Consider the following 21,388-nt stretch of genomic DNA (forward strand, 5'->3'; position numbering starts at 1 on the left):
ATAATGTAATGTTTTTTTCGAGACTTTCAAAGAGTTGTTGTAAAAACTAGAACTATTTGTAATGAAAACATATAAATAAAGAAAAAAATACAAATGATATTTAAATTTCACAAAAATAAAAAAGAACTGTTTCCCAACCTAAGTTGACAAACAGTTCGATTCTATCTAAATGTTAATTAAAATACAGAATTTTATTTTACTTCTGCTTTAAATTTGTAAGCATTTGTAATACCAGTTACAGAAGAAACTGATAATTGACCTGATAATGCTTTACCAGCGATAGAAGTTTTAGATGGTACACCAAATGTAACTTGGAAACCATTTGCATGCTCTTCAATTACTGTACCACCTACACCATTAGTATAAGTAGCGCTTAATGAATAACCATCTTGTAAAGTAATTGATGCATTTGAAGCAATTACAGCAGTTTCGTCTTTATCTGCATCAAGGTCAGCAGTAAATACAACTGTGTTTCCAGTTAAAGTAGCAGGAGCAACTACGTTAAGATCAGAAGCTGCAGCTCTTGCTACAAATTTACCAGCAACTACTGTTAATTTTTCAGAAAGAATAGCTCCAGCTGGTAGGTTGTTAAATAATGGTGCTGCTTCATTAACTTTTGAAGATTGGTATGCAACAAAAGTTGTTGAACCTGTAGCAGAAAGAGTAAGACTCCATTGACCGTTAGATCCGATTACTGTTGATCCAACTGCGCTGTTTAAAATACCATTATAGATTGATACTCTCTTACCAGCCTCACCAGTACCAGATAAAGTTACTGTATTTCCTTCAACACGGTAAACGTAATTGTTTAATGCGTCTTTAATTCCGTTATCTTTAGCTGTATCATATTGGTTTACTTTGAATTCTGACTCTGCAACAGCATCAATAGCAAGTTGAATTACTGATCCGTTTCCTACTTTTTTATACGATCCAGCAACAGTATCACCAGCAGTTAACTTAGCTAAAAATGCATCTAGAGAAAGAATAGCACCGTTTACATCTTGGTACACGTTTCCAGCAGCTTTTAATGTATATTTTTCAAGATTGTTTGTAACAAAGTATTTATTAGCTACATCTACATATTTCACTTTTGCTTCATCTTCAGTAGGGAAAGTACTATCATCAGCTACTGCGTAGAAGTTCAATGCACCAGAATATGTTGTTTCACTAACAGTAGTACCATTTGGTTTAGCTTGGAATTTAATTTTACCACCTGCAACTGGGTTAGTAGTATCATTAGTTGTAACCGTAATAACTAATTGACCATTTTTAGGTAAAACAGTATCTGCAGATGCAGCTGTTGCATAGTCAACTCCGTTTACAGTTACAAATTTATATGATCCAGTACTAGCAGCTGAAGGAGCAGTAAAGCTAAGTGAAACTGGACCGTTGTATGCAGCTCCCTTAGAATCTTTTAAGTTTGCTACTACTGCATAAGTGTTTCCTGCTTCACCGTGGAATGCTACTGTTTCTACAGTAATGTTACCAGGGATTGCTGGAAGAGCTGTTTTAGCATCAGTTACTGACTTTTGTAAAGCAGTTTCCCATTTAAGAACGTTAGCGTCAAGAATTGCTTGTGCTTCTGCAATTTTCGCATGTGCATCTGCAATGTTTCCAGCTTTAACGTCTGCAGCTGCTGCAGCTACAAGCATGCTAACAGTTACTTCGTTTTTAACTGAAGCTACTGATGCTTCAAGAGCTGGTTTAACTGCGTTACGGATACCGTCACGAGTTGTTTGACCATATACGCGGTCTAAAAGTTTAGCTTGTTTACGGTACTCAGCAGTTGCTTTGTGGTAAGCAGCTTCAACTTTAGCAATATCACCAGATGCGATTGCTGCATCAAGTGTAGCTGTTAATTCTTTGATTTTGTTGCTTGAAGTAATTGCATCGATGTAGTATCCAGCACGAGTAACTTGGATTTTAGCATCTACAAGTTTAGCATCTACTGCTAATTTTTCAGAAACTGAAAGTTTAGCTGCTGCTGCCTCTGCTGCTTTGATTGATGCTTTCGCTGCATTGTACTGAGCAAATGGTTGAGTTACATAATCAGCAGAACCTTCTACTGAGATAGCCCATTTTAATACTGTACCTGCATTTTGTGCGTTTGTTGTTAATTGGTTTACATTAGCTGCTGCGTCAGCTTGTTGTGCTGGTGCTGCTGCAACGAATGCTGAAGCTGCTACTGCAGTTGAAGCTGCAATTTTGATAGCTTTTTTCTTCATAAACTTGTGATCTCCCTTCGCTTGTGTGGTGCAATTTTTTGTAGTGTGTAATGCCGGTCGCTGATCGCGTCCAATATCGTCACCCTAACTAATATATGAGTATACAAAACTCATATGCTAAAATCAACTAAAAATACTAAAAGATTTCCAGTTTTTTTCGAGATTGACATTTTGGAAGCACCAAGGACACTATTACATATTCCATATTACAGTAATATAACCAATAACGCTAGTTTTTTTTCTGAATAATTTTTACTATTTTTTAGGTTGATAGATTTCCCATTCTTTTATTTCATAAATCGAAGTATATTCATATTTATAAAACTTTTATTTTTTTTTAGATTTATTGAATTTATTGCGTGCATTTTTTTATATTTGTGTTATGATGTACTGTATAGAAGGTTACTTATAGATGTGTAACGCCGTAAACTTGTTTGTACATTCATTAGTGTGCAGCCTTCTACTTCCTTCGTTTTATCGCTCAAGAAAAGAAGCATCTGAACGTCAGATGCTTCTTTTCTTATTTTATGGGGTTCTGACCGTGGTCAGGGCTTTTTTTTTCAGTTTCCGCTACATTGCTGCGGTGGCAGCTGGAACCAAAGTTGATTTCAGGTGTATTTTTCGTATAATTGTGCTAAAATAAACGTATATTAAAAATGACTGAACGTCTACTAAACGTCCAGTCAATGCAACAAACATACCGCATGAAGAGCGGTTGACCAGTTGGAAAGAATGTTTAACTAAAAAAAGTAACCACCCATCTACTTAGTCAGAGAGGAGGGGCGGTTACTTTTTTCTATTGGTGTAAAGAGCAACGAGTGCAACAACTGCAGTTGCAGCTGTTGCTAGGAATATACCGAATTGAAATAGCATATTTATTCATCGCTTCATATGTCACCATGTATAAACACCCCCTTTCTCAAGGGAGTGCCGACCGCCCATCCGCTTTATGCTGTTGCTTATACTATTTTATCATTTTTTATTTGTGCGGCAAAGACCAATCCACCAACAAGCCCTGCATTGTCACCTAGTTCAGGAAGGACAATGGTTTCTTCTAGGTTAGCTAAGGCTTGGTAGTAGGTGTAACCGTTTAGCTGTGCTTTAATGTTTTGTTTTATTTTCGGTAGTAACTGGGGTTGGTTCATGACGCCGCCTCCGATGATGATGCGGTTAGGGGCGTGGGCGAGCATCATTTGGTAGACGCCTTGTGCGATATAGTTTGCTTCTAGCTCCCATGCAGGGTGATCTGCTGGGAGATTTTTTGCATTTGTGTTCCATCTTTTTTCGATTGCTGGGCCGGATGCTAAGCCTTCGAAGCAGTCGGTGTGGAATGGGCAGTTGCTCAGTGCTGTGTCTTCAGGTGTTCGTTTGATCCAGACGTGACCCATTTCGGGATGTTGGGCTGTTTGGAGGAATTGTTTGTTTGTGACTACTCCTCCGCCGATTCCAGTTCCTATTGTAATGTACAGGACTGCACGGTCGTTTTTGCCACTGCCGTGTACCGCTTCTCCGAGAGCCGCTACGTTTACGTCACTTTGGAGTTCGATTGGGATGTTTAGGTTTTGTTTTAGTGTTTGTAGGAACGGAAAGAAACGCCAGGCTAACTTTGGCGTGTCGAGTATTGTTCCGTATTGTTTGCTTTGTCGATCGACGTTTACTGGTCCGAATGCACCTATTCCGATTGCGTCGACCGGGTTCGTTTGAAAGAATTCGATGAATTGTTGCATGTTTTGTTCGGGTGTTGTTGTTGGGAACTGAGCTTGTTTGATGATGTTGCCGTGTTCATCTCCGATAGCGCAGTTCATTTTTGTGCCTCCAGCTTCTATTGATCCTAGCATAGTTAAGCCTCCTCTTCGATGATGACGTAAATGGTTCTTAGTGGGCCATGGACTCCGACGACTAGGTAGCTTTCGATGTCTGCGGAGTTACTTGGTCCTGTTATATAGTTTATACAAGATGGAACTCCTTTTCCTTCTTTTATTCGTTCATGTAGTTTTCTCATGCTTTCTTGTAGGCGTGGGACGATTGTGTTTGCCAGGATGAGAACGATATGAATTTCGGGTAGTAGACTGACGGATCTACCTTTGTTATTTTCGTTTAAAAGGACAACTGTTCCTGACTCTGCTAGGGCTTGGTCGCAATATGTGATGCCAAATTTGGCTTGTTCTGCTGTTTGGATGTTTTTATTACCAAGGGTCGGGTCCCATTTTGTCGTGTGTTGTTGTAGCCAATTTTCTAGCTTTTTGGGTGCATCTTGTATGGATGATAGTATTTCATTTGCATGTGTTCCTTCTACAATAAGGTTTAAGGCGTTTATTAGATCCGCCGGTGTTGTTTCGAAAATTTCTGCACGAATGAGTTTGGCCGATTCGATGAATACTTTTTTTAATGAGTGTGTTTCGAGTTCTCTGTAGACAGTTGAAATAGGGATCTCTACTTTTTTTCGTTCGAGTTTATTCATGTGATTTAGCCTCCTCGTGATCTTTCATCCAATCGCGGAAGCGGCTTTGTTTTGGCGTTGGGAAGTCTCGGCTATTTGTCCATTCTTTTAGAAGTCCTGGGCCGTTCGATATCATTTGTTTGTTTTTGAGTAGCATTTTGAGACTGACTGCTGCTATTTTGGAGCCTCCTGTGTAGACGGAGTTTGTCGATGCTCCGAAGCCGAATGCTTTCATCATGAGACGTTCGCTAATTGGTGCTTTTCCTTCTGTTTCGACGATTACTTGGCGATGTTTTAATAGTAAGCCGTGCAGTGGGATTTTCACTGGGCAGACGTCTGTGCATGCGCCGCATAGGGTTGAAGCGTATGGTAAGTCTTTGTGATCTTCGTAGCCGTCGAGTAGTGGTGTGAGTACTGCTCCGACTGGACCTGGATAGATGGAGCCGTATGCGTGACCGCCGATGTGACGGTATACTGGGCAGACGTTTAAGCAAGCTCCGCAGCGGATGCATTGCAAGATTTCTTGAAAATCAGTGCCGAGAATTTTCGAGCGTCCGTTATCGACGATTACGACATGCAGTTCCTCTGGACCGTCGACTTCTTGTTGTTTTTTAGGTCCGGTAAGAAGTGTGACGTAGCTTGTGATGCGTTGTCCGACGGCTGCTCTTGTTAGTAGACTTACCATAACGTCTAAGTCTTCGAATGTTGGGACGAGTCTTTCCATTCCCATGACGGTAATTTGTGTTTTAGGGATAGTGGTGACAAGGCGGGCATTTCCTTCATTCGTCACGAGACAGATTGTTCCGCTTTCGGCTACTCCAAAATTACAGCCAGTAATACCGACATCGGCTTGTAAGAATTTTTCTCTGAGTGTGTAGCGTGCGTGTTTTGCGAGTTCGTCTGGGTCGGCGGATTTTGTGTAGCCTAGTTTTTTGACGAAAACGTCTCGGATTTGTTCTTTCTTTTTATGTAATGCCGGTACGACGATATGCGATGGCGGGTCGTGGTCGTCGACTTGAAGAATGAATTCCCCTAGATCGGTTTCGACTACTTCACAGCCGATTGATTCGAGTGCGGCGTTTAGACCGATTTCTTCGGTAACCATCGATTTTGCTTTGACGATTTTTTTGGCGTTCTTTTTTTGTACGACTTCTTGGATGTAGCGTGTTGCTTCTTGGTCGTCTTTTGCGAAGTAGACGTGACCTCCGCTTTTCGTTACTTGTTCGCTGAATTGTTCTAGGTAATGTGCTAGGTTGTTAACTGTGTGTTGGCGGATTTCTTGTCCGGCTTCACGCCATTTTTCCCATTCGCCGAGTTGTTCGGTTGCGAGGTTTCTTCTAGCGCCCAGGCCGTCTTGTGCGCCAGATACTGCTTTTCGCATGAAGTCGTTTTTGAGTTCGGCAGTCATGCGTTTTTTGAATGGTCCTGCTTTTATTTTGATTGACATGGTTATCCCTCCATTCCTCGGTTTAGTACTTCGGCAATATGTAATACTTGGACTGGTTGGTTTTCGCGTGATAGTCGGCCGCCGATGTTCATGAGGCATGCGCAGTCTGCTCCAATGAGGTAGTCGACGTTTGCGTTTACGATGTTGCTGACTTTTTCTTTGACCATTTCTGCTGAGATGTCACCCATTTTGACAGAGAATGTTCCACCGAAGCCGCAGCATTGGTCGGCACCTTTAAGGGGTTTCATTGTTAAATCGGCAACTTGGTCTAGTAGTTGCTTTGGTTCTTCGCGAACGCCGAGTAAACGAGTCATATGGCAAGATGTGTGGAATACGGCAGTTCCGGGTAGTGATGTGTCGATTTTTGTGACGCCGAGTACGTGGACGATGAATTGTGTAAGTTCGTACGTTTTGTCGGCGACGGATTTTGCGATTTTGCTCCATTTTGGGTCGTCTTGGAATATATGTGCGTATTCTTTTAGCATGACGGCGCAGGAGCCGGATGGTGTGACGATGTATTCGGCGTGTTGAAATGTTTCGAGCAGGTGGATCATTGCTGGTTTGGCTTCGTTTAGGTAACCGCTGTTGTAGGCTGGTTGGCCACAGCAGATTTGGCCAGTTGGGTAGTCGATTTTACAGCCGAGTTTTTCGAGTAGTTCTACTGTTGCGATGCCGGCGCTTGGCTGGAATAGGTCGATTAGGCAGGTGGAAAATAAGGTTACACGCATCGGTTATCGGTCCTTTCTGAAAAAGTCGCTTCTGTGGGAAGCGACTTTTTTGTTTTTTTATGTGGTGATTTTGGTGCTTTATGTGTTTGTTTTGCTTGGTTATGTGGTGCTCTGAGTAGTTTATGTGGTGAATGATTCATTTGTACTACTTAGTTTGGTTTGTTTTAAATAGCTTGCTGGTACAGCAAGTTTCCTTTTGCATTTAGATTGCTTTTCGCGAGCGAAAAGCTTCCTTCTTTAAGGTTTGTGGCTTTCATGTTGCTGTTTGTGGCTTTCGTTGACTAGTTTGGGTCTTTCATGTTGCTCTTTGTGGCTTTCGATGACTAGTTTGGGGCTTTCGCGTCACTCTTTGTGGCTTTCGACATTTAGTTTAGCGGTTTCCCCAGGTTTTGTTTAAATAACTTGCTGGTACAGCAAGTTTCCTTTTGCATTTAGATTGCTTTTCGCGGGCGAAAAGCTCCCTTCTTTAAGATTTGTGGCATTCGATGACTAGTTTGTGGCTTTCGCGTCGCTCTTTGGGGCTTTCGACAGTTAGTTTGGCAGTTTCCCCAGCGTTGGTTTTATCTTGTAAACGCTGCTGCTACGCCGCCGTCTACTGTTAGCATGCAGCCGGTTGTTTTGGCTGATTTGCTGGATGCGAAGAAGGCGATTGCTTCGGCGATGTCGCTTGGGTAGATGTTTTGTTTTAGTACTGTGCGTTCTTTGTAGTGATTTTCTAGTTCGTCTGGTTCGATGCCGTATGCTGCTGCTCGTTCTTCGCGCCATTTGGAGCCCCAGATTGCGGAGCCTTGTAGGACTGCGTCTGGTAGGACTGAGTTGGCACGGATGCCGAAGTCTCCACCTTCTGCTGCGATACATCGTGCAAGATGGACTTCGAGTGCTTTTACTGCGCTATAGGCAGAGGCATTTTTGCCGGCGTAGATCGAGTTTTTCGAGCCGATGAATACCATGCTGCCTCCTGTTTGTTGTGTTTTCATTACTTTGAATGCTTCGCGCGATACGAGGAAGTAGCCTGTTCCTAGTACGTTCATGTTTAGGTTCCATTCTTTTAATGTTGTTTCTTCGAATGGGCTAGATGTTGCTAGTCCTGCGTTGTTGACTAGTATGTCGATTCCGCCGTATGTGCGGATGACTTGCTGGAACGATGCGATAATTTGCTCTTCATTCGTTACGTCCATTTGCACTGCTATTGCACGACCTGCTCCGTATGTGGCATTTATGTCGCTTGCGATTTTTTCTGCACCCTCAAGGTTTAGGTCAGCTAGGACTACATGTGCACCTTGGGATGCGAATAGTCGGCAAGTTTCGGAACCGATTCCGCCTGCTCCTCCTGTAACGAATGCTACTTTTCTGGAGAATTCGGCTTCTTTTGGTGCAAGTGATAGTTTGTATAGTTCAAGCGGCCAGTATTCGATGCCGAATGATTCTTCTGCTGATAGGGATGTGAATCCGCCTAATGCGTCGGAGCCTTTCATAACGGAAATTGCTCGGTGGTAAAGTGCTCCACTTACTAATGCGGATGCTTTGTCTTTTCCTGTGTTGATCATTCCGATGCCTTTTATTAGAATAACGCGTGGCGATGGGTCGAACATTTCGTCGTTTTCTGATGCGTATGTTTCAAAATATTTTTTGTAGTCGTTTTGGTAGTTTTCGATGCTTGTTTCAAGTGTTGCGATATCGTCAACGAATAATGGAACACGTTTTGTGTGTACGAGATGGTCTGGGCATGCAGCTCCGACTTGTGATAGTTCGCTTGCTCGTGCGCTGTTGACGAATTCAAGTACGTCATCGGCGTCGTCGTATGAGACCATCATTCCTTTGTTTTTCGATACTTGACCACGGATAAGTGGAAGGATCTCGTTTAATACTTCTTGTCGTTTTTCGGCTGAAAATACTTCTTCTGTTTGGCCACCGAATGCAGGTGCTGTTGCTAGTTTTCCATCGATATATGCTTTTGCTTCGTTAATCACTTCGAGTGTTTTGTCGTAGCTTTCGCGCGCTGTTTCTCCCCATACGACTAGGCCGTGTTTTTCCATTAGGACTAGTTCTGCGTTTGGGTTGTTTTTTACGCCGTCTGCAATCATTTTAGATAGAAGAAATCCTGGCCGTATGTATGGAACCCACACAAATCGGTCACCGAAAATTTCTTTGGCGATTTCTTTGCCGTTTGGTGCGCAGCAAATGCTAATGATGCTATCTGGGTGCGTATGGTCCACATGTTTGTATGGAAGGAACGCATGTAAAAGTGTTTCGATGGAGGCACGTGGATGCGATTTGTTGATCATACAATGCCCTAAAAAGTCGACCATCTCTTCGTCCGTCATGTCTTCACGCTCTTGAAGTGGGAGAATATGTTCTAGGTGGAGTGCTGTGAAGTTAGACTCTTTCATCGTTGCAAGGTCCGAGCCACTTCCTTTTACCCACATAATATCTACTTCTTGCCCACGGAAATCAAGTGCTTTCGTTTTGAAGGATGTGTTGCCGCCTCCCCAGTTACAGACGCGACGATCTGTTCCGATTAGGTTCGAGCGGAATGTTAGTTCTTCAAGTGTGTCTGCTTCGACTGTTTTCGTGGATGTTTCCCATAGGTTTTCAATCATTGTTGTTTCTCCCCTTTCAATTTGTGCAGGTCGTACATGATGGATGACTGTTGTACAAAGTACGTACTTAGTTTTTCATACATATCGAATAGCTTGTTGTAAGTTTGTTCGTTTTCTTTGTTTGGTTTGTATGTGATGGATTGCTTCGATGCCATTTGGTTGATCGCTTCTGGGAAAGAGTTGTATGCATTTGCTGCAACTGCTCCTAGTATGGCTGCGCCAAGCGCTGGTGCTTGGTCGTTTTCTATGACGGTAATTTCTTTTTGTAAAATGTCTGCGTAAATTTGCATAAGCAATGTATTTTTCTTCGGTATTCCACCCGTTGCAACTACTTTGTTTATCGGGATGTCGTTGTTTTCGAATAGTTCAACGATGACACGAGTTCCAAAAGCAGTCGCTTCCAATAAAGCCCGATAAACTTCATACGGTTGTGTGGAAAGCTTTTCACCGACTAATAGTCCAGAGAGAGTGGAATCTACATACGGCGTTCTACAGCCGTTATGCCAATCAAGTGCAATTAAGCCACTTTCTCCCGGTTTAAGTGTTTGCGCTTGTTCCGTTAATGTTTGAAAGTCTGCATTATATTTTTTAACGAGATGTGCAAATAGATCGCCGACTGCCGCTTGCCCAGCTTCGTATGCATAATAGCCCGGTAGGATTCCATCTTCTACTACACCACTAATACCAGAGACAAGCACTTCTTTATCACTGAGTAGTAGATGGCAAGAAGAAGTGCCCATTACGATAACAAGTGTCCCTGGTTCACTTACTCCCGCTCCTGGCAATGCTGCATGTGCGTCAATAATGCCTACCGCTACTGGTGTTCCTTCATGTAACCCTGTAAGTTCGCTCATTTCTTTAGACAAGGTTCCTGCTTTTGTGCCTGTTGATTTTACTTCTCCTGCAAGCTTCGTATTATATATATTGTCGAGCGCAGGATGGATTTTTTTTAATGTTTCATTTGCAATATAGCCTGTTTCTTTATGCCATGTTCCTTTGTAGCCAGCGGAACAGCTATTGCGCGTGAGTGTGTTTGTTAGTTTGGAAACGACCCAATCTCCTGCTTCTAGGAAAAATGCAGTTTCATTGAAAAGTATAGGATCGTCATTTGCGATTTCCATTATTTTAGGGAGCATCCATTCAGATGAAATGATGCCCCCGTATCGTTGAATCCATTTTTCATTTTGTACTATTTTTGTTAATTGCTTTGCTTCGTCTTCTGCTTCATGATGCTTCCACAATTTGACGAAGGCATGTAGGTTTTCTTTATGCTGTTTTAAATCGCATAGCGGTATTAGCTTTTCATTCACAGGTAAGATTGTACACGATGTGAAGTCTAAGCCGATGCCGATTACGTCAGATGGATCGATGTTTTTTATTACTTCTGGAATCGATTTTGCAAGTACGTCTAGATAATCTTGCGGCACTTGAAGTGCGGTTTCTTTTCCATGCTGCCCAGCGATGACGCCATGGGGGTATGGCGTCACACTAGTTGCAACGATTTCGCCGTTTGCGATATTTACTAAAATCACACGACCTGATTCGGTTCCATAGTCGATGCCGATTGTGTATTTCATGAAGGTAACCTCCTATTTATAAAGAGGGCCAAAGTTTTGACATGCACGGAAGTCTGCTGCTTCGCTTTGTTCTGTTCCGAACATGCTCCAAGCACTCGGTCTGAAAATGGACGATGCCTCGACGTTATGCATGTTAACAGGAATGCGCAAGATGGACGCAAGTGCGATTAAGTCTGCGCCGATATGTCCGTAGCTTGCGACACAGTGGTTCGCTCCCCAGTTGTTCATAACAGAATAGACATCTGTGAATGCACCTTCGCCCGTTAAGTTTGGCACAAACCAAGTTGTTGGCCACGTTGGATCTGTACGAAGATCTAATGTGTCATGCATATCGTCTTCGAGTTCGATTGTGTGCCCTTCCGCAATTTGCAGTACTGGTCCTAAGCCTTTTACGTAATTGAGACGTGCGATTGTGACAGGCATATCCCCTTTAGTTGTGAAGTCTGTCGAGTAGCCGCCACCTCTGAAGTATTCGGTAGACGCCGGACGCCACTGAACGTTTTCGAGTGTTTCTTTCACTTCTTCGTCTGTAATTTCCCAGAAAGGTTTAATCGCTGGCTTGCCATCTATCTTTTGGCGACCTGCCCCGTCTAGTGCAGCTGAGCCAGAGTTAATCAGATGAATAAAGCCATTTTCCGCTCTGCCAGTTAGTTTTTTTCCTGTTACTCGTTCTACTGCTTCTGGACTCCAGTATGTGCGTACATCGGCGAAAATTTGTGCAGTGTTTGTTAGCAAGTGACCCATTGCCATTGTGACACCGTTCAAACTATCGTTTTCCGTTGCAAGTAAATACGGTGCACGTTTGCCGTTCCAGTCGAATGATGAGTTAAGAATTGTTTCCATAAAGTCACCATTCGGAAAGTGGTCCGTCCATTGACGTTGCCCTTGGAATCCAGCGATTAATGCGTTGCGGCCATTTGCTTCTTCTTCAAAGCCTTTTTCTTTCAGCTTTTCATTGCCGACCATTAAGTCACGTGAAATGAGCGTCATTTTGATTGAACGTTCCCAATCACTTTGTTTTTCTTCGTCGGTACGTTTGAATGCTTCTTTGTTATTGTCTTTTCCACGAGTTAGGTTTTCATTCGCCCATTGAAGTGCTTTTTCGTATTCTTCTGTATCGTAAATTTCAAGGTCCATACGGCGAATAAATTCACTCATATCGATGTATTCATTGCGCATTCCAAGATACTCTTGGAAAAAATCGTCTTTTACAATACTTCCTGCAATCCCCATCGAAACGGAGCCCATTGCAAGATATGACTTTCCTTTTAACATTGCAGCAGCTAGTCCGGCTTTCGCAAAGCGAAGAAGTTTTTCTTGTATGTCATTTGGAATGTTCTGATCTCCAGCATCTTGCACATCATGCCCGTAAATTCCGAAAGCAGGCAATCCTTTTTGGTTATAGCCTGCTAGTACGGCAGCAAGATAAACTGCTCCTGGACGCTCTGTTCCGTTAAAGCCCCAAACTGCTTTTGGTAAATGTGGATCCATATCCATCGTTTCACTTCCGTAGCACCAACAAGGGGTAACGGTAATAGATACACCGACTCCTTCTTTTTTGAACTTTTCTGCTGCATGCGCTGCTTCTGCAACTCCACCGATGCATGTGTCGGCAATAACACATTCTACTGGTTCGCCGTTGTAGTATTTAAGGTTTTCAGATAGAAATTTTGCGACGTTTTTTGCCATATTCATCGTCGTGCCTTCTAGTGATTCACGCACTCCATTGCGGCGACCATCTATCGTTGGGCGAATTCCTATTTTCGGTAGTGTTCCAATATAGCGTTCTTTTGTCATGTTTGTACCCTCCATTAGTTATGTAATATTTGTTGAAATTTTGCTGTTGCTTCTTGCCATTCGCTTGTATGCTGTGGCTCATATTCCATCATGTTGAAGGAGTTTGCGACAAGTTGTCGACCTTCTTCAATCGTATGAATTTCTCCAAGTGCACGGAGCTGAGATAATCCGTTTCCAATAGAACTCGCTTCTGCTGACCCAGTGTAAACTGTTTTTTGCGTTGCATTTGCGATAAATTGGCATAGGTTTTTGTTTTGCGTTCCCCCACCGCCGATATGAATTTCGGATGTGTTCGTTTGGGTGATTTTTTCTATTTGTTTGATCGTGTGTGCATATTTTAGTGCCAAGCTTTCGACGAAGCAGCGAATTTGTGCCCCGACTGTTGTAGGGGCTTGCTGATTTGTTTTATTGCAATAGTTTTTTATTGCTTCGGTCATCGACGATGGGTTGAAAAAGACTGCATCGTCCGGGTCGATAAATGTTTGAAACGGTGTAGCTGTTGTTAGCTCGTGAATTTCTTGTTCATATGTGAAGTGGAGTCCTTGTTGCTTCCACTCTTCTCTCAACTTTTGTAGAATCCAAAATCCCATTGCATTTTTTTGGAATCGGTAATGCCCTTCGCTCGTTCCTTCGTTTGTAAAGCCTTCTTGGAACGCTTCTATTGTTGTATTTGGTGTTTCCATTTCTTTTCCGACAAGTCCCCATGTGCCAATGCTCATGAAAATGGAATCGGCTTTTTGAATCGGCAGTGCGGATAATGCACATGCTGTGTCATGCCCTGGTACGAGTGCCATTTTAATGTTTTTGTATGCTGTTAAGCTACCGACGATTTGGTGCGGCATTTCGATTGGTGCAAATGGGAGTGTTTTATTGAAAAAAGTGTTTTGAATATGTTCGTCCCATTGCTTGTTTGCGTTTACTAGCTGTGATGTAGATGAGATCGTAAATTCGTTTATCGCGATACCTGATAATGCGTGCATAAGTAGGTTTGGTGTCATGAGTATTTGTGCTGTTTGTTGTAGGTATTGCGGGTAGCGCTGTTGGATTGCCATTAGCTGAAATAATGTGTTGATGGCGGATATTTCATTGCCAGTTTGTTGAAATAATTCGTATGCTGGAATGCTGTTTGTTGCTTGGTTTACGTAAGGTTCGGTGTACGTGTCTCGGTACGAAAAGGGTTTGGAAACGAGTGTGCCATTTGGTTGAAGTAGCCCGAAATCTACGCCCCATGTATCGATACCAACTGATTCTGTAGGGAAATTGACCTTGCTCAGACCAGCATTTAGTTCGCGAATCAAGTGATCATAATCCCAGTAATAATGTCCGTTTTCGTAAACTGGCTTGTTTGTGAAACGATGAATTTCGGTCATTTCGAGCGTGTTTCCGTTGAAGTTTTGGGCAACAAGTCGACCACTAGACGCACCTAAATCATAGGCAATAACTGTTTTCATCTCGTTTACCTCCTATTCTTTAAGCAATTCAGAACGATATTTTTCTGCCGAAAGGTTTCGAAGATCTACACATTCTTGCTCGGTTAAAATTCTTGGTCCTCCGAAAATGCTGCTAATTGCATACACTTTTGCCGATTCCTCCGTTAACTGCATGAAAAAGTATGCTTCTTTCATCGTTTTACCGAGTGTTAGAACACCATGGTTTCGCAAAATCATTACTTCGTGCTTTCCTACAAGCTCCGCTACTTTTTCCGCTAGCTCATTTGTCGTTGGAATCACATAGTCGATATACCCAACGCTTTTCACCATTGCTGGAAAGTCTGGGAATAAAGCAGGAATGTCTTTTCCAGCAGATGAAACGCCAACTGAATAAGTAGGGTGGGCATGAAGTACTGCTTGAATTTCCTCGCTTTTTCTAAAACACTCCAAATGCATTAATACTTCGGATGATGGACGTAGATCTCCAGCTATATCCCCAGTTGTAATGTTCACTTTCACCCATTGATGCGGCTCGATTTCTTTTAAGTCAAAGCCACTTGGAGAAATGTACATATCGTCTCCATCTCTCATACTTAAGTTGCCGCCTGCTCCTACAACTAGCCCTTGATCTACTAGTTTGTGGGCATATTTTGTTAGTTCTTCAATGACTTTGGACATTTGGACACTTCCTTTCTAGCGCAATAATTGGTTAACTTTTTCAAGTTCCGTTGCTTGTTGTAGCATTTGTGCTGCTGTGTAATTTGGGGGTAATTCGTTTTGATGGATCGCTAGTTGAAATGCTTTTATTTGTTCTACGTATGCATTTGCGGTTTCGGTAATGACATACGTTTCGTTGTTTGATTCGTATTGAATAATTCCTTCGTGATTGTTTAAGTCTGAACGAAATGCGAATGGCAGCTGCATCGTTCCTTTTGTGCCGATAATATCAATCATTTGGGTCATTGGAGCGAAAAAACTAGCGTCGATTTGTGCAAGTATGCCAGATGGATAATTGAGCTGCACCGCAATATGCGTATCGACTTGTTTGTCGGATCTACCAGCTAATGCTTGGACATTTATCGGAGTTTCTTCTATTAAATGGTGAATTGCATTTAACGGATAACAGCCGATGTCATTGAATGCTCCTCCGCCGAGATTTGGATTCAGCCGAATATCGTTGTCCCAATCTGCCATCGTGAAATGGAATCGAGAACGGATCGTTAGTACGTCTCCGATTACTCCTTGCTTTAGAAGTTCTTTGGCTTTGGCAATTTGCGGGTGGAAACGATACATGAACGCCTCCATTAAGATGACGCCGTGTTTGTTGCTTTCACTTTGAAGATCTTGTAAGTCAGCAGCATGCATGACGATTGGCTTTTCGCAAAGCACATGTTTTTTCGCTCGGATTGCTGCAAGTGCCCATTTTTTGTGATGCGTGTTCGGAAGTGCTATGTACACTGCATCGACTTCTGGTGATTCGATTAGCTCTTCGTACGTGTTGTATATGTTTGGGATGTTGAAGTCGTTTGCGAATTGTTGTGCTTTTTCTTCACTTCGACTTGCGATTGCTATGATTTCTGCGTCGCTTGTTTGTTGGATTGCTGGAATGACTTGTTTTTTTGCAATATTAGCTGCACCGATAATGCCCCACCGCAGTTTTTTCATTAAAGCAAGCCTCCTTTTGGTTTGAATGATGATGATTGTTTTTGTTTGCGGCTTTCGTGTCGCTCTTTGTGGCTTTCGTGACCCTGTTTGTGGCTTTCGCGGCCCTCTTTGTGGCTTTCGTGTCCCTGTTTAGGGCTTTCGTGACTCTGTTTGAGCCTTTCGCGGCCCTCGCCTTTAGGTTTTTATTAGTTTAGGAGCCGACTATAGTCAGCCCCTTGGTTTTTTATTCGTATATTGCTGCTTTGATGTCTGCGTCTTCCATATTGTCCTTGTCATACCAGTAGAATCCAGTGTCGATTGTTTTTGCTACTTCTTTGCCGTTCATAGCGTCTACTGCTGCTTTTACTGTTTCATAGCCGATACCTGCTGGGTTTTGCGTTACCGCTCCAGCCATTAAGCCGTCTTTAATCGCATCAATTTGTTGTTTACCAGAGTCAAAGCCTACAACTACTAGGTCGCCTGATTTGTTTAACTCTTGTACTGCGTTTACTACACCGATTGCTGATCCTTCATTAGAACCGAAAATTCCTTTAAGGTCGCTGTGAGCTGACATAATTGCTTTTGCAAGGTCAGTCGATTTTAAGTGATCTCCGCCGCCGTATTGGATATCAACGATTTCGATGTTTGGATATTTTGACTCGATTTGCTCTTTGAAGCCATCACGACGTTGTACTCCTGTTACAGAAGTTTGGTCATGTACGATCATCGCAATTTTTCCTTTTTCTCCGATGAACTCAGCCATTTTGTCTGCCGCAAGTGCTGCAGCAGCTTTGTTGTCTGTTGATGCTGTTGCTAGTGGAATATCACTGTCTACACCTGAGTCAAATGCGATGACTGGAATATTTTTTTCTTTCATTTCTTCTAATAATGGAGTTGCTGCTTGCGAGTCAAGAGCTGCAAAGCCAATAGCATCTGGCTTTTTGTCTAATGCTGCGCGAAGCATTTCTATTTGTTTATCAACTTGTGATTCCGTTTCAGGTCCTTCAAATGTAATTTTCACATCAAATTCATCTGCCGCTTTTTCTGCCCCTTGCTTAACTGATTGCCAGAATTGATGTTGGAAACCTTTCGAAACAATGGCTACATAAGGTTGTTTATCTCCGCTGTCTGAGCTGCCGCTTTCAGTTCCTGTTTCTTCTGAGTTACATGCACCTAAAATCATAGATACAGCTAGCATACTTCCTAAAAACCAAGATCTTTTCTTCATTTATTTCTCCCCATTCCCATTATTTTATATTTGAAGTCACTTGGACTAAAAACCGTTTTTATTCTTTACGTCTTCTCAGAATATCCATATATACTGCTAGAATGATAACTAAGCCGACAACGACCGTTTGCCATTCTTGCGGGATCGACATGATGCGGAGTCCGTTTGTTAGAACACTCATGATTAGTGCTCCAATTACTGTTCCAACGATCGTCCCTTTACCACCACTTAACGAAGTTCCGCCGATTACTACTGCGGCAATTGCTTCTAATTCATACCCTTGACCGAGTGCCGGTTGCGCTGAGTTCAATCGTGATGCCATAATGACACCCGCAATTCCTGTGAAAGCTCCAGCTAATGAATAAATAGCCACTTTCCAAAAGTTGACATTTACTCCTGATAGCTTTGTCGCTTCTTCATTGCTTCCGATTGCGAAATTATAACGACCTAAAATCGTTTTCGAAAGAATGATTGCTCCGATAATTGCAGAGATGAAGAAAATAAGAACCGCATTTGGAATGTTAACGCCTGGAATGATTGATCCAAGTGCGATTTTCGTGAAAATTTTATGATCCGTGAAATAAATTGGAGCTGCTCCTGAAATAACAAGTGCTAACCCTTTTGCAATCATCATCATTGCAAGCGTTGCAATGAAAGGCGGTATTTTCAGCTTCGTTATGGCGATTCCACAAAGAAATCCACAAAACGCACCTGTCGCGATTCCTGCAAACACACCAGCAATGATCGGAAGTCCGGCATTTACAATGACGACTCCGGTAATAACCGAAGATAGCGTCATTACAGTACCAACGGATAAGTCGATTCCGCTTGTGATAATAACGAATGTTGCCCCAAGTGCTAAAATACCAATTACTGCTGTGGATAATAAAATACCAATTATATTGCTCCATTGCAGAAAGCTACTCGATGCAAAGGAGAAAAATACAACTAAGGCGATTAAGCTTCCGAAAGCGAGTGTTTGTTGAATTGCTCCGGGTGGTATAACCTTTTTCTTCATTGGTTCTTTTTCAATTACTGATTCGATATTCACTTACTTCACCCCTATTGTTAGTGGAGTTGCGTTGCATACTCCATTATTTTTTCTTGCGTTGCTTCCTCGGATGAAAGTACTCCGGTAATTTTGCCTTCTGCCATGACGACAATTCGGTGACTCATTCGAAGTATTTCAGGCAGTTCTGAGGAGATCATAATGATTGATTTTCCGCTCGCTGCAAGTTCGTCGAGCAGTTTGTAAATTTCCCCTTTGGCTCCTACGTCAATTCCTCTCGTCGGTTCGTCGAATATGAGGATGTCGCAATCTCTTTGCAACCATTTTGCGATAACTACTTTTTGCTGGTTTCCTCCAGAGAGCAATCTAATTTCTTGGTCAACGGATGGTGTTTTGATTTTGAGCTGGTCGACGTATTCGATGGCTATTTTTTTTATTTTGGAATCGCTTACAAACATCGCTTTAGATTGATAGTCTTTAATCGTTGCAAGGGCAATATTCGATTTGACATCCATGTTGACGAGTAATCCAAATTGTTTTCGGTCTTCTGATAAGTAGCCAATTCCATGTTTTACTGCCACGGCCGGAGATTTTATCTTTACTTCATTGCCATGGAGATTAATCGTTCCGGTTGTTGCTGGATCTGCTCCAAATAGCACTCTCGCAACTTCTGTGCGTCCTGCTCCCATTAAGCCGGCAAATCCGAGGATTTCTCCTTTTTTTAATTCGAATGAAACATCTTTTAATAATGCTTTTGTGGAAATGTTCTTCATCTGAAGCACTATTTCTTTTTCGCCTTCTGCGATGTTCGGCTTCGATTCTATGTACACATGTCTGCCGACCATAAGTTGAATCACTTTACTCATTTCTGTTTCAGCAGTTATTAGCGTGTCAACGTATGTCCCGTCTCGCATAACGGTAATTCGGTCGGAAATTCTTTTAAGTTCATCCATTCTGTGGGAGATGTAGATGATTCCGACGCCTTTTTCTCTAAGGCTATTAATAATTTCAAAGAGTACTTCGATTTCTAATTCGGTTAAGGCTGTTGTTGGTTCGTCCATGATGAGTATTTTGGAATTGAAGGAAAGTGCTTTTGCTATTTCTACCATTTGCTGCTTTGCTACGGTCAAATGTTGCACCTTTGTCTTGGGGTCTAAGTCTAAGTTGAGTTTTTCGAAAAGTTCTTTTGTTTGGTTGTTTAGTTTTTTGTCGTCTACCAGAAGGTTCAGCGCTCCTTTTGGTTCCCTGCCTATGAAAATATTTTCGGCAATGGTGAGATCTCTCATCAAGTTAAGTTCTTGGTGAATAATTGATATTCCAAGTTCTTGCGCTTGTTTTGGTGATGTGACATTGATTTCATTGCCTTGCAGTGTAATGGTTCCTTCATCCTTTTGATAAATGCCGGTTAATATTTTCATGAGCGTAGATTTTCCGGCTCCATTTTCTCCCACTAGTGCAAGTACCTCGCCGTATTGTAGGTCCACTTGCACATCTGAAAGCGCTTTAACTCCTGGGAAAGATTTAGTTATATGCTCCATTTTTAATAAAGGTTCCACTTATCATCCCACCTTTGTTGTTTTACTTTTGTTTTTCTGTGTTTTTGTTGATTATAAAACAAGTATTTTTAAAAATCAATAGAACATTCGATTATTTCTGAATATTTATTTTATTGTATGATGCAAAGATGCGCTTCAACCTAGTTGCGCATACAAAATGGATATGTTTTTTTCTTCGAAATAGTTTAAATATGTTTTATTTGCTTCGTCATCTACAATAATTGTGTTGATAACATCTTCTTTTGCGATATAGGCGAATGCTTTTTTCTCCAGTTTTGTGTGGTCTAGTAGCAGAATTTTTTCATCTGCCATTTCAATCATTTTCCGCTTGATGAGCGCCTGTTGTTCATTGGAGTCACTAATCCCCCATTGTTTATGCAAACCTTTACAGGAGAAAAAGACTTTATTGACATGGTAACGCTCGAGCGCACTTACAGTTAATGGGCCAACTAATGAAAGAGAAGATGGTGATAGATTGCCACCAACAACGACCACTTGTATGTTCGAATGATTCGCAAGCTCCACTCCGACGCGAATCGAGTTTGTCAGCACTGTCATTCTGTGATTCGGCATTAGGCGCGCAAGGTAGAGCGCAGTCGTACTTGCATCCAGGAAAATGATGTCATCCTCTTGTATGAGTTTGACCGCTTCTTTTGCTACCGCTAATTTCTCTTCCTTATTCATCACTTCACGCTGGAAATACGGGATGTCCCCCTCTTCCTGTTCTGTCGAAACAGCACCACCATGCGTACGCGCAAGTTTGCCTTCGGATTCTAGTTTTTCTAAGTCTCGTCGGATTGTTTCCTCCGTCACTTTCAAGCTTTTACTTAGTTCGGAAACGCGTGCTGTTTTATTGGCATTCACGATGCTGATGATTTTCTTATGTCTTTCTGGAACTAACATATTGAATTTCCCCTTTCTTTAAGTGATGACACCTTTTTTTAGAATGACGTTTGCGTAAAGCGCTTGGTCGCTCGTGGCAATGATTGCGTACGCCTGTTTTGCTTGGTCGTAGAATTGGAATCGTTCGAGTTTAGTTGGTGTGAAATTGGTATTTTCTGTTTTTGTGAGAATGGTTTCGTACTCGGACCAGATTGGCGGTGTAGCTAGCTCTGGGCCATGCATCATGTAAAATATAGCCGCGTCTGCATATGGATCAAGCGGCATTAAAGTGAGTATTGCTTCTAGTATTTCTGGTATGTTCAAGCCATCGAGCCGGATTAAGTTTTGCGCATGCGACGCTGCAGGAAAGTTTCCGTCCGCAATGACAATCTCATCTCCATGTCCCATTTCCATTAAGATTTTTAATGAATTTGGGGAAAGACATTTTGGAATATGTTTGAGCATTCTTGTTTCTCCTTTGTTTGTTTTTGGTTTTCTTTTATAATAGCAAATAATCGGAAAATTGAAAGAGTTTTTTTGTTGGGTGGTGGTTTTGTGGTGAGTTCGGGTCGTTATGTGGTGGGCTGAGGTGTTTATATTGCGGCTTTGGGGCTTTCAAAGGCTACTTTGGGTCTTTCGAAGGCGACTTTGCGCCTTTCGTGATCTAGTTTGGGGCTTTCGCTGGTGACTTTGTCCCTTTCGTGAGCTAGTTTGGGGTTATTGCTGGGGACTTTGTCCCTTTCGTGAGCTAGTTTGGGGCTTTCGCTGGTGACTTTGTCCCTTTCGTGAGCTAGTTTGGGGCTTTCGCTGGTGACTTTGTCCCTT

At 42.2% G+C, this 21,388-nt stretch carries 17 protein-coding genes; all 17 read right to left on the minus strand.

Going from position 1 to position 21,388, the window contains the following annotated elements; genetic code table 11:
• Positions 1-191: 191 nt before the first annotated feature.
• Positions 192-2,225, minus strand: coding sequence for a hypothetical protein (locus RUH95_RS15465; RefSeq protein WP_313893791.1), 2,034 nt, complete (start codon positions 2,223-2,225; stop codon positions 192-194).
• A gap of 959 nt (positions 2,226-3,184) precedes the next feature.
• Positions 3,185-4,063 (minus strand): ROK family protein, encoded by an 879-nt coding sequence (locus RUH95_RS15470; RefSeq protein WP_313893792.1) that lies wholly within the window; start codon positions 4,061-4,063, stop codon positions 3,185-3,187.
• A 2-nt stretch (positions 4,064-4,065) separates the two neighbouring features.
• Positions 4,066-4,686, minus strand: coding sequence for a LutC/YkgG family protein (locus RUH95_RS15475; protein WP_313893793.1), 621 nt, complete (start codon positions 4,684-4,686; stop codon positions 4,066-4,068).
• The gene (locus RUH95_RS15480) at positions 4,679-6,112 is read right to left on the minus strand and encodes a LutB/LldF family L-lactate oxidation iron-sulfur protein (protein WP_313893794.1); all 1,434 of its coding nucleotides are present in this window, start codon (positions 6,110-6,112) and stop codon (positions 4,679-4,681) included. Before RUH95_RS15480 ends, RUH95_RS15475 begins: the two co-directional genes overlap by 8 nt.
• Positions 6,113-6,114: 2 nt before the next feature.
• A complete protein-coding gene (locus RUH95_RS15485) occupies positions 6,115-6,840 on the minus strand; it encodes a (Fe-S)-binding protein (protein WP_313893795.1) in 726 nt (241 codons plus the stop codon).
• Between the two features lie 560 nt (positions 6,841-7,400).
• Positions 7,401-9,440 carry a bifunctional aldolase/short-chain dehydrogenase gene (locus RUH95_RS15490; RefSeq protein WP_313893796.1) on the minus strand — a complete coding sequence of 680 codons (2,040 nt, stop codon included), beginning with the start codon at positions 9,438-9,440 and terminating at the stop codon, positions 7,401-7,403.
• Positions 9,437-11,017, minus strand: a complete 1,581-nt coding sequence (locus tag RUH95_RS15495) for a ribulokinase (RefSeq protein WP_313893797.1) — start codon at positions 11,015-11,017, stop codon at positions 9,437-9,439. Before RUH95_RS15495 ends, RUH95_RS15490 begins: the two co-directional genes overlap by 4 nt.
• A gap of 12 nt (positions 11,018-11,029) precedes the next feature.
• Positions 11,030-12,814 carry an L-fucose isomerase gene (locus RUH95_RS15500; protein ID WP_313893798.1) on the minus strand — a complete coding sequence of 595 codons (1,785 nt, stop codon included), beginning with the start codon at positions 12,812-12,814 and terminating at the stop codon, positions 11,030-11,032.
• 14 nt (positions 12,815-12,828) lie between these two features.
• Positions 12,829-14,265 carry a rhamnulokinase gene (locus tag RUH95_RS15505; RefSeq protein ID WP_313893799.1) on the minus strand — a complete coding sequence of 479 codons (1,437 nt, stop codon included), beginning with the start codon at positions 14,263-14,265 and terminating at the stop codon, positions 12,829-12,831.
• 12 nt (positions 14,266-14,277) lie between these two features.
• Positions 14,278-14,922 carry a class II aldolase/adducin family protein gene (locus RUH95_RS15510; protein ID WP_313893800.1) on the minus strand — a complete coding sequence of 215 codons (645 nt, stop codon included), beginning with the start codon at positions 14,920-14,922 and terminating at the stop codon, positions 14,278-14,280.
• A gap of 15 nt (positions 14,923-14,937) precedes the next feature.
• Positions 14,938-15,909 carry a Gfo/Idh/MocA family protein gene (locus tag RUH95_RS15515; protein ID WP_313893801.1) on the minus strand — a complete coding sequence of 324 codons (972 nt, stop codon included), beginning with the start codon at positions 15,907-15,909 and terminating at the stop codon, positions 14,938-14,940.
• Between the two features lie 223 nt (positions 15,910-16,132).
• On the minus strand, positions 16,133-17,116 hold the full coding sequence (locus RUH95_RS15520; protein WP_313893802.1) for an ABC transporter substrate-binding protein: 984 nt from the start codon (positions 17,114-17,116) through the stop codon (positions 16,133-16,135).
• A 58-nt stretch (positions 17,117-17,174) separates the two neighbouring features.
• The gene (locus RUH95_RS15525) at positions 17,175-18,134 is read right to left on the minus strand and encodes an ABC transporter permease (protein ID WP_313893808.1); all 960 of its coding nucleotides are present in this window, start codon (positions 18,132-18,134) and stop codon (positions 17,175-17,177) included.
• A 50-nt stretch (positions 18,135-18,184) separates the two neighbouring features.
• On the minus strand, positions 18,185-19,663 hold the full coding sequence (locus RUH95_RS15530) for a sugar ABC transporter ATP-binding protein (RefSeq protein ID WP_313893809.1): 1,479 nt from the start codon (positions 19,661-19,663) through the stop codon (positions 18,185-18,187).
• Between the two features lie 153 nt (positions 19,664-19,816).
• Positions 19,817-20,584 carry a DeoR/GlpR family DNA-binding transcription regulator gene (locus tag RUH95_RS15535; RefSeq protein WP_313893803.1) on the minus strand — a complete coding sequence of 256 codons (768 nt, stop codon included), beginning with the start codon at positions 20,582-20,584 and terminating at the stop codon, positions 19,817-19,819.
• Positions 20,585-20,602: 18 nt separating this feature from the next.
• Positions 20,603-21,028, minus strand: coding sequence for an RbsD/FucU family protein (locus RUH95_RS15540; protein ID WP_313893804.1), 426 nt, complete (start codon positions 21,026-21,028; stop codon positions 20,603-20,605).
• 128 nt (positions 21,029-21,156) lie between these two features.
• Positions 21,157-21,388, minus strand: a 232-nt coding sequence (locus RUH95_RS15545; protein WP_313893805.1) for a hypothetical protein, incomplete at its 5' end; no start/stop codon positions are given.

Origin of the sequence: Psychrobacillus sp. (assembly GCF_032154225.1) — a bacterium.
Lineage (GTDB): Bacteria > Bacillota > Bacilli > Bacillales_A > Planococcaceae > Psychrobacillus.